This window comes from Flammeovirga sp. MY04 (assembly GCF_001682195.2).
Classification (GTDB): domain Bacteria; phylum Bacteroidota; class Bacteroidia; order Cytophagales; family Flammeovirgaceae; genus Flammeovirga; species Flammeovirga yaeyamensis.
In genome coordinates this window covers 3679558-3696232 of the sequence record NZ_CP003560.2, presented here as the reverse complement: position 1 = coordinate 3696232, position 16675 = coordinate 3679558, and the positions used below count along the sequence as shown (strand labels likewise).

The 16675-nt window shown below is 35.8% G+C and carries 13 protein-coding genes; 5 read left to right on the top strand and 8 right to left on the bottom strand.

Features of this window, described 5'->3' with window-relative positions; translation table 11 throughout:
• Window positions 1-32: 32 nt before the first annotated feature.
• Window positions 33-926, bottom strand: coding sequence for a hypothetical protein (locus tag MY04_RS14805; RefSeq protein WP_066210785.1), 894 nt, complete (start codon window positions 924-926; stop codon window positions 33-35).
• Between the two features lie 246 nt (window positions 927-1172).
• Between MY04_RS14805 and ytxJ the strand changes: the two genes are divergently transcribed.
• Window positions 1173-1496, top strand: coding sequence for a bacillithiol system redox-active protein YtxJ (gene ytxJ / locus MY04_RS14800; RefSeq protein ID WP_066213341.1), 324 nt, complete (start codon window positions 1173-1175; stop codon window positions 1494-1496).
• A gap of 24 nt (window positions 1497-1520) precedes the next feature.
• On the top strand, window positions 1521-2663 hold the full coding sequence (gene bshA, locus MY04_RS14795) for an N-acetyl-alpha-D-glucosaminyl L-malate synthase BshA (protein WP_066210782.1): 1143 nt from the start codon (window positions 1521-1523) through the stop codon (window positions 2661-2663).
• A gap of 213 nt (window positions 2664-2876) precedes the next feature.
• Here bshA and MY04_RS14790 read toward each other — a convergent pair whose 3' ends face one another.
• The 3 genes from MY04_RS14790 to MY04_RS14780 all read right to left on the bottom strand — a co-directional run bounded on the left by MY04_RS14790 (window position 2877) and on the right by MY04_RS14780 (window position 7212).
• A complete protein-coding gene (locus tag MY04_RS14790) occupies window positions 2877-4022 on the bottom strand; it encodes a cysteine desulfurase family protein (RefSeq protein ID WP_066210781.1) in 1146 nt (381 codons plus the stop codon).
• A 175-nt stretch (window positions 4023-4197) separates the two neighbouring features.
• Window positions 4198-5613 carry a phosphoglucosamine mutase gene (glmM, locus tag MY04_RS14785; protein ID WP_066210779.1) on the bottom strand — a complete coding sequence of 472 codons (1416 nt, stop codon included), beginning with the start codon at window positions 5611-5613 and terminating at the stop codon, window positions 4198-4200.
• 138 nt (window positions 5614-5751) lie between these two features.
• Window positions 5752-7212, bottom strand: a complete 1461-nt coding sequence (locus MY04_RS14780) for a ComEC/Rec2 family competence protein (RefSeq protein ID WP_066210778.1) — start codon at window positions 7210-7212, stop codon at window positions 5752-5754.
• Window positions 7213-7480: 268 nt separating this feature from the next.
• Between MY04_RS14780 and MY04_RS14775 the strand changes: the two genes are divergently transcribed.
• Together MY04_RS14775 and MY04_RS14770 are read left to right on the top strand one after the other, a co-directional pair.
• Complete coding sequence (locus MY04_RS14775) at window positions 7481-8305, top strand: hypothetical protein (RefSeq protein WP_158297715.1); 825 nt, start codon at window positions 7481-7483, stop codon at window positions 8303-8305.
• A gap of 18 nt (window positions 8306-8323) precedes the next feature.
• Window positions 8324-9358, top strand: coding sequence for a ferredoxin--NADP reductase (locus MY04_RS14770; protein WP_066210774.1), 1035 nt, complete (start codon window positions 8324-8326; stop codon window positions 9356-9358).
• A gap of 705 nt (window positions 9359-10063) precedes the next feature.
• On the opposite strand, the gene MY04_RS14765 is transcribed toward MY04_RS14770, so the two are convergent.
• Complete coding sequence (locus MY04_RS14765; RefSeq protein WP_066210772.1) at window positions 10064-12250, bottom strand: bifunctional alpha,alpha-trehalose-phosphate synthase (UDP-forming)/trehalose-phosphatase; 2187 nt, start codon at window positions 12248-12250, stop codon at window positions 10064-10066.
• A gap of 27 nt (window positions 12251-12277) precedes the next feature.
• Window positions 12278-12733 carry a hypothetical protein gene (locus tag MY04_RS14760; RefSeq protein WP_066210770.1) on the bottom strand — a complete coding sequence of 152 codons (456 nt, stop codon included), beginning with the start codon at window positions 12731-12733 and terminating at the stop codon, window positions 12278-12280.
• A gap of 290 nt (window positions 12734-13023) precedes the next feature.
• Here MY04_RS14760 and MY04_RS14755 point away from each other — a divergent pair, with 290 nt between their 5' ends.
• On the top strand, window positions 13024-13998 hold the full coding sequence (locus MY04_RS14755) for a FecR family protein (protein ID WP_066210768.1): 975 nt from the start codon (window positions 13024-13026) through the stop codon (window positions 13996-13998).
• A gap of 116 nt (window positions 13999-14114) precedes the next feature.
• Here the strand turns inward: MY04_RS14755 and rpsJ are convergent, their stop codons facing one another.
• Window positions 14115-14420 (bottom strand): 30S ribosomal protein S10, encoded by a 306-nt coding sequence (gene rpsJ, locus MY04_RS14750; protein WP_044227810.1) that lies wholly within the window; start codon window positions 14418-14420, stop codon window positions 14115-14117.
• Between the two features lie 110 nt (window positions 14421-14530).
• Window positions 14531-16669: an elongation factor G gene (fusA, locus tag MY04_RS14745; protein WP_084005902.1), complete on the bottom strand. Its 2139-nt coding sequence runs from the start codon at window positions 16667-16669 to the stop codon at window positions 14531-14533.
• Between the last annotated feature and the right edge of the window lie 6 nt (window positions 16670-16675).

The window sequence follows — 16675 nt, the reverse complement described above, 5'->3', positions numbered from 1 at the left end:
CTTGAACCCATGATACGTGATTTTTTATTGATTTATAAATAAGTCCCTTTTGGCTTTTTCTCTTTAACATCAGCCGACTTTAACTTTATCTCATAAACCTTATATTCTCCAAGTTCATTTCTCAAAACGATTTCATTGATGTACTTGTGTTTGGGTAATTTAATAACAAACATAGTTTGGGGGTATTCTGAAAAAACTCTCAGACTAGAGATGAATTCCTCCTCTTTGTTCTGATCTACTTTTCTCAGCTTTTTAGAGATTTTTTTGATGGTTTTAAAAATCTCACTGTTATCATTTTTAACCTCCTTTTCCCAAGAGTTTTTGAAGAATAGAATCTGTTGATATTTATAAATTTCTAAGGAGGGGGAAAGTACAGAAGCTACCTCATTTTTATTTTTTGAAGTGAGTTTCCTTGCTAAAATATCAAATGATGTAGGTTCAGAGTCTTCTGTAGAATTTTCTAAAGTGGTATCAATTATTTTAATGGAGGAAAGTACTCCTTGGGTGTTTACTTCAAAGGAGTAGTTTGTATTTTCATAAATGAGCATTTCCCCATATTCACCCACATTTTTGTAGCTGGTAGGTTGACCTACTTTAGCCAATAAGTCAGCTTTTTTCATTCCTAAATGAATACCTTTAAAGAAAGTACCCAAATTTGGATCAGTCCCATATACTTGTATTGACCAAATGCTATTCTTATCCCAATTAGAATATTCAAAAATTGTGTAAGCGGATTGATCAGTATTCAAGAAGAACACTTCGGCTACAAAACCATCTTCAAAATTGGTGACATCGTAAGGCTTTCCATATTCATTTTTTGTTGTGATTTTGTATTGTCCCAGTTTAAATCCGTTTAATTCGGATACCAACTCTTGTGCAAATAGAAATGACGGAAGAAGTAAGAATAATAGTGTAGTTAGTTTCATACTAAGAGTAACATTAAATTGAAAAATAGTCTGAGATAAATTCAGTATCTCAAAACAAATAATTAGTAGAAGTTTAAAGTCATAAATTTGAAAATAAATTAGATAAACCCAAGAATTTGATGATTTAAAACAAAAATTGCAGATTAGCGGTTTTTATGGTGCATGATCAAATGTTGAATAGATATGATATTCTATAAAAATTTGAGTACATTGCGAATGTTGTTTAAACGAACTTTGAAAAGTACAATGAACTGGAAAACATTAAACGAGTTAGATCAACTAGATCAGATAGTAGAAGAGTCTCATCAACATAGAGTTATGATATTAAAACATTCTACAAGATGCTCGATTAGTTCAATGGCATTGAATAGATTAGAAAGATCTTGGGAAGAGGATAATAACGTTACTCCATATTATTTAGATCTTATTCAGTATAGACCAATTTCGAATGCAATTGCAGAAAAATTTGGAGTAGAACACCAATCTCCTCAAGTAATTGTTTTAGAAAATGGTAAAGTAGTATATACTGCTTCACACATGGGCATCTCTTACAACGAAGTTTTAGCCTAATTGCACCATTAAACGTATTAACCTGTGAAAATCGGCATTATTTGTTATCCTACCTACGGCGGTAGTGGGGTGATAGCAACAGAATTGGGAAAGTGTTTGGCTTCTAAGTTAGGACACGAAGTTCATTTTATCACTTATGAGCAACCCACTCGATTAAACTTTTTTGATGAAAATATTTTTTATCACAAAGTAGATATTAGAACGTATCCGCTCTTTAAATATCCACCCTACGAACTTGCTTTAACAAGTAAAATGGTAGAGGTAGCTCAAGCAGAAAAATTAGATGTTTTACACGCTCACTATGCCATTCCTCATGCTTCTGCAGCTTATACAGCAAAGCAGATTCTAGCAAAAAAAGGAATCAACATGCCGATCGTAACCACTCTACATGGTACAGATGTTACATTGGTAGGTAAAGATGAAACTTTCGAGCCTGTAGTGTCTTTCTCTATTGATGAGTCGGATTGTGTTACTTCCGTATCTGAAAGTCTAAAGGAAGAAACCTATGATATCTTTGATTTAACTACGGATATCAAGGTAGTTCCCAACTTTGTTGATTTAAGCAGATTTACAAAGCACAAAAAAGATCACTTCAAAACAGCTATTTGTCCTTCCGGAGAAAAGCTATTAGTTCACGTTTCCAACATGAGAGAAGTGAAAAGAGCAGGTGATGCTTTAGAAGTATTCAAGAGAGTAAGAGAGAAAATTCCTTGTAAACTTCTGATGGTTGGTGATGGTCCTGAAAGAGCTAAATTGGAAGAAAAATGTGCAGAACTTCGTACATGTGCTGATGTCCGTTTCCTCGGAAAAATAGCCGAAGTTGAAGAAATCCTATCGGTAGCTGATTTATATTTGATGCCATCAGAAAAGGAATCATTTGGTCTAGCCGCTTTAGAAGCAATGGCTTGCCAAGTACCAGTTGTTTCATCAAATGCTGGAGGTATTCCAGAAGTAAACATTCATGGCTTAACAGGTATGATGTCTGAAGTTGGAGATGTAGATGATATGGCACAAAACGCACTTCATATCCTTGATGATAAAAACTTACCTTATTTCAAAGAAAACGCATTAAAGCAAGCACAACAATTCTCTATTGAGAAGGTGTGTCCGCTTTATGTAGACGTTTATGAAGAAGCAATCGAAAAAAGCAGGGTAGGTAGTAGGTAGCAAGTAGCAGATAGCAGGTTTGATTTTTACTCTAAAAATAGATCATAAAAAAACGGTCAGTTAACTAAATTAACTGACCGTTTTCATTTATAAATATAATTGGTAAAGTAATAGGTCTATTCTAACAAAGCCATTAGCTTAGTTCCTTAGTTCCTAAAAACGAGCGTAAACTCAGAAAACCTGCTACCTACTACCTGCTACTTACTACCTAATCTAGGCTTCCACAAGCCCCAAAATCTCTTTCAGCTTACCAACCACAGTATCAATCTCTGCTTTCTCGTTGTATTTAGAGAAAGAGAAACGAACAGATGTTCTATCTGCTGATCCGCCAATCCCAGCGATAACATGAGATCCCACTGATGCTCCAGAAGAACAAGCAGATCCGCCAGAAACAGAAACACCTTGTAAGTCTAAAGCGAACAATAGCATATTGTTTTTTGGAGAAGGAGGGAAGCTAACGTTTAATACAGTGTATAAACTGTTATCAAGATCAGCACTCATACCGTTAAATTCAACACCGTCGATATGTTCTTTTAAAAGATCGATCATGTGCTGCTTTACTTCTTTGATATGCAAAGTGTGTGCATCCATCTCTTCAGTAGCGATTTCTAATGCTTTGGCAAGACCAACAATACCCCAAACATTTTCAGTACCCGATCTTACTTCTCTTTCTTGTCCACCACCTTCGATAAGTGCAGGCATTTTAGTGCCTTTTTTGATGTACATAAAGCCAGCACCTTTAGGTCCATGGAATTTATGTGCAGCACCTGCTAAAGTATGAACGTGAATTTCTTTTACGTCTACAGGAAAGTGACCCACACTTTGTACAGTATCCGAGTGGAAATAGGCACCTGCTTCTTTACATAAATCGCCTACTCTTTTAATATCTAAGATATTACCGATTTCGTTGTTGCAGTGCATTAAAGTTACTAGTGTTTCTTCTCCTTTTTCAGAAAGAAGTTGTTCTAGTTGATCTAAATCTAAAACACCTTTATTGTCACAATCCAAGTAGATTAACTCGATATTGTTTTCTTTTGCTAAGTGTTCAGTGATATGAAGCACCGCATGATGTTCTAGTTTAGATGTAATAATTCTTTTAAGGCCATAAGCATGCACAAGACCTTTGATAGCGGCATTGTCAGTTTCTGTACCTCCAGAAGTGAAAATGATTTCAGAAGGAAGGGCATTGATGTTTTGAGCGATCATCTTTCTTGCTTTTTCTAATTCAGCTTTTGATGCTCTACCGTGTGCGTGTGTTGAAGAAGGATTACCAAAAACGGCATCCATAGACGAGATCATTGCCTCTTTTACTTGAGGGTCTAAGGCTGTGCTAGCAGCGCTATCTAAGTAAATGCTCATAGTGTGTTATAAAATGATTTGAATTGGTTGTGTGTAGTTGTAATCACAATCCTTTTCGGACTGCAAAGTTATTTAAAAAAACGGACAACCTATTCACGATTGCCCGTCTCTTTAAGTTATATTAGGATACTTTTGAAGTTAAATCAGTTTGATTATCAGTAATTTAACTCTTTTATTAAGCTTCTTCTTCTACTTCGTTATTCGATTGTAGAATTTCCTTGATATCCGAAATGATTTTCTGTGCCAAATGTTCAGCAGTTCTTTCAGTCTCAGATTCAGAATATATACGGATAATTGGTTCAGTGTTGGATTTTCTCAAGTGTACCCATTCTTTACCGAACTCAATTTTAACACCATCTAAAGTATTGACAGGTTGATTAGCATAACGCTCTTGCATTTTCTCAAGAATCAAATCAACATCAATTTCTGGAGTTAATTCGATTTTATTCTTAGAGATATGGTAGCTAGGGTATGAAGCACGAAGCATGTTCGCCGAACCTTCAAAAGTAGCTAACTTAGACAAGAACAATGCGATACCCACTAATGCATCTCTACCGTAATGAAGTTCAGGAAGAATCACACCTCCGTTACCTTCACCACCAATAATAGCATTGGTATCTTTCATCATTTTTACCACGTTTACCTCACCAACAGCAGCAGCAGTATATTCACCACCATGTTTTTCAGTAACATCTCTCAATGCTCTTGTAGAAGACATGTTAGAGACTGTGTTACCTACAGTTTTGCCTAAAACGTAGTCAGCCACAGTTACTAAAGTATATTCCTCACCGTAAGGAGTACCGTCTTCAGTTACTAAAGCTAAACGGTCTACATCTGGATCTACAATAATACCCAAGTGGTAGTTTCCGTTTTCTAGTGTTCTACATAACTCACTGATGTGCTCAGGAAGCGGCTCAGGGTTATGAGGGAATCGACCATTTGGCTCACAGAATAATTCTTCTGTATGATCTACTCCTAAGGCATTCAAAAGTTTTGGAACAGCAATACCACCAGTTGAGTTTACGCAGTCGATGACCACTCTAAACTTTTTCGATTTAATTGCTTCTACATCTACTAGGTCAAGTGCTAGAATTTTTTCGATATGTTTGTCAATATACGTATCGTCTTCTGTTACTGTACCAGTTTTTTTGTAGTCAACAAACTCGTAGTTACCTGCTTCAGCATCGTCAAGAATTTCTTTCATAGCGTCAGCAGAGATAAACTCACCTTTTGAATTTAATAGTTTTAGGGCATTCCAGTTGGCAGGGTTATGACTCGCTGTTAAGATAATACCGCCAGCAGCATTTTCCATTTCAACAGCAAGTTCAACAGTAGGTGTTGTAGATAAACCTAAATCAAGCACATCTACACCCATTGCTTGTAAAGTTCCCGATACAATCTGAGATAACCACCCGCCAGAAACACGGGCATCTCTACCCAAAACAACTTTGTTGTTGCTTCCTTCAGCGTTAGCAAGAATCCATTTTGCATAAGCGGCAGAAAAACGTGACGCATCTACTGGATTCAAAGAATCTTCAGCGGAACCACCAATAGTTCCTCGGATACCGGAAATTGATTTAATTAATGTCAAAGTCTCAAAAAATTTGATGAAGTCACAAAATTAAACTTATTAATGATATGATGAAGTAAATTAACAATCAAAATTGAAGTTAATGATCAGATTTTTAATCATAGTTTTGAGATAGAAAGATAATTGGACTTAAATTTTTCATGAATTATCAAATAGGAAAAAATGATAGGAGAGAAAACACAAGCCAAAGAACAGTCCTATTTTATTCCAAGTCCGGTCTTTTTGATAAAAACCGTAAGTAAAACAAATCAAACAAACGACTAATCCATACGCTAGGACAGAGGATAATTGAATAGAAGAAATTTGAGGTAAACGATTAAATATTTCTAGCCACCATAGCAGGAGTTCAAAGAGTTTATCAAATAGTAAGGTGAGGTCGATAATTTGAGAAAACAATAAACAAAGCCCTCCAACATATACCATCACTGTAATAAGAATTCCAGATAAGATGCCCGAGATCATTCCCCAAACTGCAAAGTAATTAAAGTGATGAACAACGATAGGAAAGGTGAATAAATTGGCCAATATTCCCATCAAGAAAAGTGAAAATACAGTTTTATATACCCAATTCCATTTATCGATCATCGACCAATAAGGAAATAAGCACAAACTAAATACGGCTAAAAATGAGAGCTGGAAACTTAAGGAAAATAGTAAATAAGGGGATTGCAGTAACAGCACAAAAGAGGTGAAAGAGATAACGTTAATGGGGTTTATTTTATTTCTGACCTGTAATGAAATAGCACTGAGATACAACATCAAGGAAGCTCTGTAGATAGAAGCACTTTCTTGAACGAACATACAGTATATGAAGACACCAATACATGTAAGCATCCATCTAATAATATGGTATTTCTTGGGCATCCATCGAAACCAGAATAATAATGAGTGAAGTAGTACCACCAATATTCCGATATGCATTCCCGATAAAGCCAATAGGTGCATACTCCCACTTTTATAGAAAATATCTTTCGTAGAGGTGCTTAAAAAACTTTTATCTCCACAAAAAAGAGCCATTGCAATACCTTGAGAAGAGGAACTGAAGGTGTTTTGTACTAATTCTCTATATTTTGATACCCAAGAATTCAGATCTTTTTGGGCATGTAAACAGTATTGATCAGCCTTTAATTTATAAAATATCCCTCTTGCCCGGTGATAATTTTTGGGTTTTGATATGACTTCAAGACTACCTTTTACATACAGTTGATCGTCGGTGTGTATCAAATAATCTTTAGGTAGGTAGAAATAGGCTTTTGGGGAATAAAATTGATCTGAATGAAGTATTTCCCCTTCGATATAATGATTCTTTGATAACTTCACCTTTAAGACTTTCACTAAAAAAGTATCACTTTCTATAGCTACTTTTTGATGTTTATCACTGATAAATCCGATCATAATAACATTTAAAAAAAGAAAGGATAGAAGTAGGACAGCAGAGAAATACTTTCTGATATAGAAGAGCAGCAAAAATAGACTCCATAGTCCAATGCTTACTACACTCCAATTGTTGAGATGATTGGTAGTACATTGTTCAGCAATCAGAATACCGAGTATAAAAAAGATATTTATCCAAAAGAATGGAGCTTGTCGAATCGTCATGTTTTGCAGTAGAATAGTTAGCGAAAGTAAATTACTAAAAACCTGAATACGAAGAAAAAGAAATGATGGATTGTTCTGGTTTTAAAAGAAAAAGCATTTGAAAAAAGGAGTATAATTGTATGAGAAAGCTAAATAGTTATCAAATTCAAAGATTTATCATTACTTTTTAACTAGATACATTGAGTTTTTTGATTAGATCTTAGAACTTTGAGGTGACGAAGAAGTACACTCTTAATTTTCCAAACAAACACCAATCTTCATATATCTGATGAAATTAAAATTTTTATTCTGCGTTGTTTCACTATTTCTGATGTTGGGATCGTGTAATAAAAGTGAAAACCAAAATGAAGTCGAAAAAGACGATTCTATATTCGATGGATTTGAAGGATGGTTTGATGATACTGAAGAAACAGTAAAAAAAGAAGAGTTGTTACCCCAAAAAGTAGAAGCTCGTCCGGAGCCAACTCTCCAAAAAGCAACAACAAAAGTAGAACACAAAGAGTTATCTGAAGAAGAAAGCTTGACTGAAGAGGAAGTTGAGGCAGAAGAAGCATCTGTTGATGCTACTGAGGTTGATTTAACCGAAGAAGAAAAAAAAGTGAGTAACCTTAAAACCTACTCATTTGATAACATCGGTGTGATGTTTTCTTCGGAAAGAGATGTTACGTTTAATGAGGTGGAAATTGATAAAAAGTTAGTTGAAAAAGGTTTATTGTATCGTTATAAAACAACTTACTCTTACTTTGATGTTTATGATATGGATAAATCCATAGAATGGAGTGGAGCTGGTGATTTTGCTGAATTTGGTCAAGGATTTTATGAAAGATCAAAATTGGTGAGTAACGGTAAATACACTGTTTTTGCTGGGCGTAGAGCGTATACTTTTGATGCAAAAGCAAGTTTAACTGACGATTATAATTACTCTAATATAAAAAAGTTGAAATCAGATATCGACATAGATGAAGATGATCTGGTAGATGTTAAAATAGTATTTTTTGGGAGAAAAAATCTTGGGTACAGAATAATTTATTCTGCCACGGATCCCTACATTAATTCACTAGAAAGGTCGGCAATATTATACGAACCTAAATAGTGAGAAAATTTAATAAAAATGAACAAGTACACCCTTAAAGTAAAAGATGTTGTTAAAGAGACATCAGATGCTGTTACCATAAAATTAAAGCAACCATTATTCAAAAAAGTTCAGTTTACGGCTGGACAGTTTATCTCGGTATATAACGATATTGATAGTAAGAAGACGATACGTTCTTACTCTGTATCATCAGCACCTCACTTAGATGCCACTTTGGATATCACCATTAAAAGAGTGGAAGGAGGTTTAGTATCTAATTATTTAAACGATACAGTAAAGGCAGGAGATAGTCTGGAAATCAGTGATGCAATGGGAACATTCGTTTTGGAAGCAGATAATTCCAAAACTAGAAATATATTTCTTTGGGCGGCAGGGTCAGGTATATCCCCGTTGTTCTCTATGTTGAAAAGTATTCTATTCTTTGAGAAAAACTCTAATGTGTACCTTATTTATGGAAACAGAAATGAGGACAGCATCATTTTTAATGAACATTTGAATGAATTGAAATCAAAGTTTGAGGGACGACTGGAGATCATTCATGTATTGAGTCAGCCTTCTCCTGAATGGGGAGGATTTAAAGGAAGAATTGATGATGTAATGGCGGTAAATGTATTGAACCGTTTAACATTAGATAATTCGGAACATTTCCTTTGTGGGCCTGAAGGAATGATGACAAGTGTGGAAAGTGCTTTGAAAAGATTTAAAGTGCCAGCATCTAAAGTATATAAAGAAAGTTTTGTTCCGGTAGACAATGCAGAATCGGTAAATGTCGATCTGGGTGATGAAATGATTACGTTAGTTGTTGATGGAGAAGAACACCAAGTAGAAGCTAAAGCAGGAGTAAGTATTTTAGACGCAGGTTTGGATGCTGGGCTAGATATACCTTATTCTTGTCAGAATGGTGTATGTACTGCATGTAAGGGCAAGTGTGTATCTGGAAAAGTAGAAATGGGAGACTCCGTAGCACTGTCTCAATCAGAGAAAAATGAAGGCTATGTCTTAACATGTATTAGCCATGCGGTATCTAAAGATGTTAAAATTGATTATAGTTAAACATTAAATTTATATTTATTTACTAATTTTTGTTATCTATTCTTGGAATAGTAAAATTTTAGTCGTTACTTTGAAACATCAAGGTTGAAGAAACAAAGAACCCTTCGCCTATTAGGCAAAGGGTTACTCCAACTCCTCTTCAATCTGTTCATTTCGCTAAACTTATATCTTATTATTTTTACTAACGTATTCACTAACACATACTAGTTATTAGAAATTTTAAGTAAAAATATTTTTTTCGTATCTATTTGTAAACAGTCTCTTCAGTCTATTCCTCTGACATTTAATTAACGACTGTACAAGCAATCACTCCTCTTTTCCTCTTCATCTATTCATCTGAATCTTTTAAGATTGCTTTCATATAGCTTAACGGCAGTACGCCATTAAGGTTATGGAATTCAATTTTAATTAACTTTATTTTCCTTTTTTTAGGAAATAAAGATCTATTCATCTGAAATATGCTTTTCTAATCTTAGAAAAGTGCAAAAGGGTGCGTCTATGGGGATGTGCCCTTTTATTTGAGGTCAACCAATTTGATTATAACTATTCATAAATAAAGTATCGAAAATTATCAGTATCTACGGTTTTAAGATTTACTACTGATAAAAGGAATGAATAAAAAAACGGTCAGCTATCCAAGGATAACTGGCCGTTCTATTTTTCTATATTATTTAGATAAGCTTCTGAAGAAGCAATTGCTACTTTCTACTTAATTTTAGTAAACTCGGTCAACAACTCCCTAACATCAGCAACTGTTTTCAAGTTGTATCTCGCCTCAGAAGCACTCATACCAACTTTAATAGTGTATGCTTTTTTAGGCATCGCACGGAAAGTGTCTTCATCAGTCACATCATCACCTATGGCAAGTACAATGTCATATTTATCTTCAGATAAGAATTTAAGTGCTGCCTTTCCTTTGTTAACATCTTGGTTTTTCACCTCTACTACTTTGTTACCGTGCATTACTTGCAGGTTCATGTTCGAAATCAAGTAGTTTAAGTTACCTACTAACTCTCTCGCTCTTAAATCTCCAAAGTCAGCATCTGCTTTACGGTAATGCCAAGCCACAGAATAAGCTTTTTCTTCTACAAACGATCCAGGAGTACGGTCTACATAACGATCAAGAATTCCATTGATCTTGCCTTTCCAATCAGAATTTAAGTTGTCGATCATTTGGAATGGTTCGTCACCGCTTCTTAACCAAATACCGTGTTCTGCAATGATATCTACCTTAAAGTCGGCAAACCATGTTTCTAATGTTTCTTTATCACGACCACTGATTATAACCACTCTGTTTTTAGGATCAGCAGTAAGATTAAACATGATGTCTCTTAATTCTTGATCAGGAGAAACAGATTGAGGATCTGCAGCAAATCCTTTAAGTGTTCCATCGTAGTCTAAGAAAATAATACGCTTTTGTCCATCTGTATATTTTTGGAGCATTTTAGCTCTTGACTTTTCTGATAGTAAACGCATATTCATTGCGGTTTGTCTTTCTATTATATTATCAAGTTGATTCATAAATATTTCTACCCAACGATGTACATTGTATCTTCTTACTTTCTTTTGCATTTCTTTCATTCTACTTCTTTGCTCTTCTTCAGGCATTGTCAAAGAAGTATAAAGAGCTTCTACAATCTGATTTTCATCATTAGGGTTAATCAGGATAGCTTCTGAAAGCTCTTTTGCAGCACCTGCCATCTCACTAAGAATAAGTACACCTTGTTGGTCTGTCTTACTTGCCACGAATTCCTTACAAACTAGGTTCATGCCGTCTCTTAGAGGTGTTACTAAGGCTACTGAAGAGGCTTTGTATAAAGCGGATAATCCTTCGAAGCTGAATGAACGGTAGAAGTAATGAATCGGAGACCAATTCATACGACTGTATTTACCGTTTACTTTACCTACGAGTGTATCAATTTCTTCTTTTAGATGCTGATATTGGTCCACCTTATCTCTTGATGGAACCACAAGCAAAATCAAAGAAACCTGACCTTGGTATTCCGGATATTTGGATAAAAATTTATCAAATGCGATCAAACGGTGCTTAATACCTTTACTGTAATCCAGTCGGTCAATGGATAAAATCGATTTATTTTTACTTAGTAAATCGCCGTAAGCAATTACTTTTTGTTTCGTTTTTTCAGAATCGGCTGCTGACTCGAATTTGTCGTAATCGATACCCATTGGGAAGGCATCAACAGAAACCAATCTATTTTTTACTTTAATATGACCTAAAGAGCTATCGTAACCTACGATTCTATTGACAGAACTTAAAAAGTGTCGCATGTCGTCGTAAGTATGGAAACCGATAAGGTCAGCACCTAATACGCCTTCTAAAGTTTCTTGTCTCCAAGGAAGTAAACGGAAGATCTCATAAGAAGGGAATGGGATATGTTGGAAGAAACCGATGGTTGCATTTGGAAGTGCTTCTCTTAACATGCCCGGTAATAAAAGAAGTTGGTAATCGTGTACCCAAATTTTATCTTCTGGCTCTGCTACTTCCAAAATAGCATCTCTAAATAATTCGTTTACATGAATATAAGACTCCCAAAGGTCCATTTCATAGGTCGCATACTCTGTAAAGTAATGGAATAATGGCCAAAGTGTCTTGTTAGAGTATCCTTCATAGAATTTATTAACGTCTTCGCTAGTAAGGAAGACTGGGGCCATATTGTCTTTTTTAAGTTCATTTGTAATATGGTCTTTTTCTGCTTGGTCGTGATCTGAGGTGCCAGGCCAGCCGATCCATAAATTTCCACCTTGCTTATAAGTAGTACTTAAGCCTGTGGCTAACCCTCCCGAACTTGGTTTGAATGTAATTCCTTTGTCTGCATTTCTGCTTACCGTAACTGGAAGTCTGTTAGAGACAATGATTGTTTTTTTCGACATTGTAATGTTAGTTAATTGTAGGAAACACTAAAGAATATATTGAAGCACACGTTCCCAATGAATGAATGTCCATAATAGTGTTGCACCAAGAATTCCTCCAAGGAACATTCCTATTAAAAGCATTTTCTGATTATGTTTTCTATCTCTGAGCTGGATTTCAACTTCTACTTCATCTGGAAGGTCAGAAATTAAGAGTAATTTATTCTCTCTTTGTAATATTTTTTCGTCATATTCCTGAAGTTCCCTATTTTTGTCTTCGATTATTTCTTGGTAACTGTTAAAGACATCTTTAACACTATCCTGAGAGTCTTTCAACTCTTGAAATAAATCACCTAACTGCTCATGGCTAAATACTTTCTTTTTTCTATTGAAAGGAAAGTAGATGTAAACCCATAATAATATGAGAATTATAGATATTGAACCGATCCACCACCAAATATATTGCTGTAGGTTTTGAATGAATTGATACCAAACATCGTTCATATAAAAGAAGTTGTTTTTATAACATTAGTATCTGATGACTATTTCTAAAACTTAAGAAATTAGACTAAGATACCATCAAAAAATAGTTAAGAGTAATTGTTCTAAATTTTTAGCACAATTTGCTCAAGAGATTATTTCTAATAAATATAGGGTTTATTAAGCATCAATTAAAAGAACTTATTTTTTTTTGATATTTAGTAGGGTAAAACCCTTTTCAAATGTAATATTAATAAATGTTAATCCATTTTAACTGTTAATTATTACATTACACCCCATAAAATTAACGTGAAATGTCTGAAGAAGAAGAAAAAGACTTTATAGATAAAGCACTTCACGATTTAAATCATCCCAAGAATAAAAAATTTGAGAAGGAATTGTCACCCCTTCACAAAGCAATGGATGAAGTAGATAATATGAAGATTCCGGACGCTAAGAAATCAAAAAAAGAGTCTTGGAAGGATATTAAAGGAAAAATTAGAACTGCAGCGCCTCAACAAGAAAAAAGAGGTGTGATAGAAGTATTTTTCAATCCGCAACAAATTAGAAAAGTGGCTGCGGTGGCTGCTGTCTTTGTAGGTATTTATGCCTTATGGTTTTTCATGAACGGAATTCAAACCATTTCCCCTTCGGATGGAACACTTGAATATACCTTTCCTGATGGATCAGTGGCTTACTTGAAAAAAGGATCAACTATAGATTACCTTAAACACAGGTTTGATGGAAATATCTATCTGAATGGTCATGCACAATTTCATATCAAGCCTGCGGCAGAAGGAGGAGTTTCTTATGAAGTAAAAACAGATCGCTCTGTTATTTTTGCCAATACAGGGTCATCGTTTGATATTCGTGATGATAATTTCCTGTATCACTTGACTAATTTAGGTAATGAACATTTGAATGTGACGTCTCCTCATCATCTTGATGAAGGAAATAGAACTATCGTTCAGAACGGACATTCATTAAAATCTACCTCAAAGAGAATTGGTAATACATTTGATTTAGGTACTTCTCATTCTTCTTGGCCTTCCGGACATTTTGTATACAATGAAGTTCCATTTAAAATGGTCATCAAAGACTTTGAAAATCAATTTGGGGTGATTGTCGAACATGAAATCGCTGAGATTGAAGATATGTTGTATACGGGTAGTTTTAAAGATGAAGATATCACAAAAGCAGTCGCTTCTTTATGCGAGAGTATTAATATGGATTTTATCCTAGAGGGAGAAAAAGTGATATTGAAACAAATAGTTGAAGAAGATTTATAATTTAATAATCTCTATCTAAGTATTTCAGAAGTTATTTTTTTCGAAAGTATAGATAAAGAAAAAGCCTTGTGTTACCGAAGTAGCACAAGGCTTTTATATGTCTTAGACTATCAAACTTAGACTTTGATCTCTACATCAACACCTGATGGTAAATCAAGTTTCATCAATGCGTCTACTGTCTTTGGAGAAGACGAGAAGATATCGATCAAACGCTTGTAAGTACAAAGTTGGAATTGCTCACGTGATTTCTTGTTTACGTGTGGTGAACGAAGAACTGTGAATTTTTCCTTTTTAGTTGGCAATGGCACTGGACCTGCAACAACTGCGTCTGTTTTCTTAACAGCTTCAACGATCTTAGCAGCAGATTTGTCTACTAAATTGTGATCGTATGACTTAAGTTTGATTCTGATTTTTTGTGTCATATCTTTTTTTGATAAGGTTAGCCGTCCGCTAACGAGAATTTATAATATCATAAACCCTGAACCTACCGTTGTAGGTTCAGAAATTCATGATTATTGACATTTATCTAAAATTACTTCTTCGCTTCAGCGATGACTTCTTCAGCAACGTTTCTTGGTACTTCTTTGTACTCAGAGAAAGTTAATGAAGCAGACGCACGGCCTGAAGTAATTGTACGAAGGTCAGTTACGTAACCGAATAATTCTGATAAAGGTACATCAGCTTTGATTACAACAGCACCGTTAGAGATCTCTTGTCCTTTCGGAAGACCACGACGTTTGTTGATATCACCGATAACCGCACCAGTGTATTCGTCTGGAGTAACTACAGATACGTCCATGATAGGCTCAAGGATGATTGGCTGACAAGATTTTGCTGCCGCTTTGAAACCTAATTTAGCTGCCAATTCGAATGATAAAGCATCTGAATCGACATCATGGTAAGAACCATAGAATAAACGAACGCGCATTGCGTCGATTGGGTAACCTGCTAAAGCACCGTTGTCCATAGCTGCTTCGAAACCTTTTTGTACAGCTGGGATAAATTCTTTTGGAATTACACCACCTTTGATTTCGTCAACAAACTGAAGACCTGGCTTAACAACACCATCCTCATCTGGCTCAGCTGGACCAAGTTCGAATTGGATATCGGCGAATTTACCCTTACCACCTGTTTGCTTCTTGTAAGTCTCTCTGTGTTCAGTAGAACCTTTGATAGCCTCACGGTAAGCAACTTGAGGAGCACCTTCGTTGATTTCAACGTTGAATTCTCTCTTAAGACGGTCGATGATGATTTCCAAGTGAAGCTCACCCATACCTCTTAAGATAGTTTGACCAGTTTCGTGGTCAGTTTCAACTGTAAGCGTTGGATCCTCTTCTACTAGTTTAGCGATAGCCATACCCAATTTATCTACGTCACCTTTTGTTTTAGGCTCAATAGCGATACCGATTACCGGCTCAGGGAATACCATTTCTTCTAGTACGATAGGAGCACCAAGCTCAACAAGAGTATCACCAGTTTTGATGTCTTTGAAACCTACACCCGCACAGATATCACCTGCCTCTACGAAAGGAATTGGATTCTGCTTGTTCGAGTGCATTTGCATCAAACGAGAGATACGCTCTTTTTTACCAGTACGCATGTTCAATACATACGAACCAGCTTCAAGAGTACCAGAGTAAGCTCTTAAGAAGCAAAGACGACCTACGAATGGGTCAGTTGCGATCTTAAATGCTAACGCTGAGAATTTATCTGAAGCATCTGCCTTACGAGTCTCCTCTTCACCTGTTTCAGGGTTAGTACCTTTTGTATCAGGTAAGTCAAGTGGAGATGGTAAGTAAGAACAAACTGCGTCAAGAAGTGCTTGAACACCTTTATTTTTGAATGCAGAACCACACATTACTGGAGAGAATTCCATGTTCATAACAGCCTTACGAACTGCAGCACGAACTTCATCAGCAGTAATAGAATCTGGGTCTTCGAAGAATTTCTCCATCAACTCCTCATTGTGAGTAGAAACCGCCTCGATAAGGTTTTCTCTCCACTCAGCAACGTCGTCTACCATGTCAGCAGGGATGTCGATTACTTCGTAAGTAAATCCTTGGTCTTCCTCATTCCAAACGATAGCTTCGTTTGTAATCAAGTCTACAACACCTCTGAAACCTTCTTCAGCACCGATTGGCAATTGTAAAGGAACTGGAGTTGCACCCAATTTCTCTTCAATTGTTTTTACTGCTTTCAAGAAGTCTGCACCAGCACGGTCCATTTTGTTGATGAAACAGATACGAGGTACCTTATAGTCATCAGCTTGACGCCATACAGTTTCAGATTGAGGTTCTACACCAGATACGGCACAGAAAAGTGCTACAGCACCATCAAGAACACGAAGAGAACGCGCTACTTCTACTGTGAAGTCAACGTGACCAGGAGTGTCAATGATGTTTACTTTGTACTCTTCTGAAGCTGGAGTAGCCTTACCCTGTTCAGTAGGGTAGTTCCATGTAGTGGTTGTAGCAGCAGACGTAATAGTGATACCACGTTCTTGCTCTTGCTCCATCCAGTCCATAGTTGCAGCTCCGTCGTGTACCTCACCAATTTTGTGAGATTTACCTGTGTAATAAAGGATACGCTCTGTAGTCGTTGTTTTACCAGCATCAATGTGAGCCATGATACCGATGTTCCTTTGGTGCGAAAGATGGATCTTCTTAGCCACGGATTA

Excerpts from the sequence above, each read along its gene's own strand:
- MY04_RS14805 (WP_066210785.1), bottom strand. The coding sequence starts at position 926 with ATGAAACTAACTACACTATTATTCTTACTTCTTCCGTCATTTCTATTT.
- ytxJ (WP_066213341.1), top strand. The coding sequence starts at position 1,173 with ATGAACTGGAAAACATTAAACGAGTTAGATCAACTAGATCAGATAGTA.
- MY04_RS14790 (WP_066210781.1), bottom strand. The coding sequence starts at position 4,022 with ATGAGCATTTACTTAGATAGCGCTGCTAGCACAGCCTTAGACCCTCAA.
- MY04_RS14780 (WP_066210778.1), bottom strand. The coding sequence starts at position 7,212 with ATGACGATTCGACAAGCTCCATTCTTTTGGATAAATATCTTTTTTATA.
- MY04_RS14775 (WP_158297715.1), top strand. The coding sequence starts at position 7,481 with ATGAAATTAAAATTTTTATTCTGCGTTGTTTCACTATTTCTGATGTTG.
- MY04_RS14770 (WP_066210774.1), top strand. The coding sequence starts at position 8,324 with ATGAACAAGTACACCCTTAAAGTAAAAGATGTTGTTAAAGAGACATCA.
- MY04_RS14765 (WP_066210772.1), bottom strand. The coding sequence starts at position 12,250 with ATGTCGAAAAAAACAATCATTGTCTCTAACAGACTTCCAGTTACGGTA.
- MY04_RS14760 (WP_066210770.1), bottom strand. The coding sequence starts at position 12,733 with ATGAACGATGTTTGGTATCAATTCATTCAAAACCTACAGCAATATATT.
- MY04_RS14755 (WP_066210768.1), top strand. The coding sequence starts at position 13,024 with ATGTCTGAAGAAGAAGAAAAAGACTTTATAGATAAAGCACTTCACGAT.
- rpsJ (WP_044227810.1), bottom strand. The coding sequence starts at position 14,420 with ATGACACAAAAAATCAGAATCAAACTTAAGTCATACGATCACAATTTA.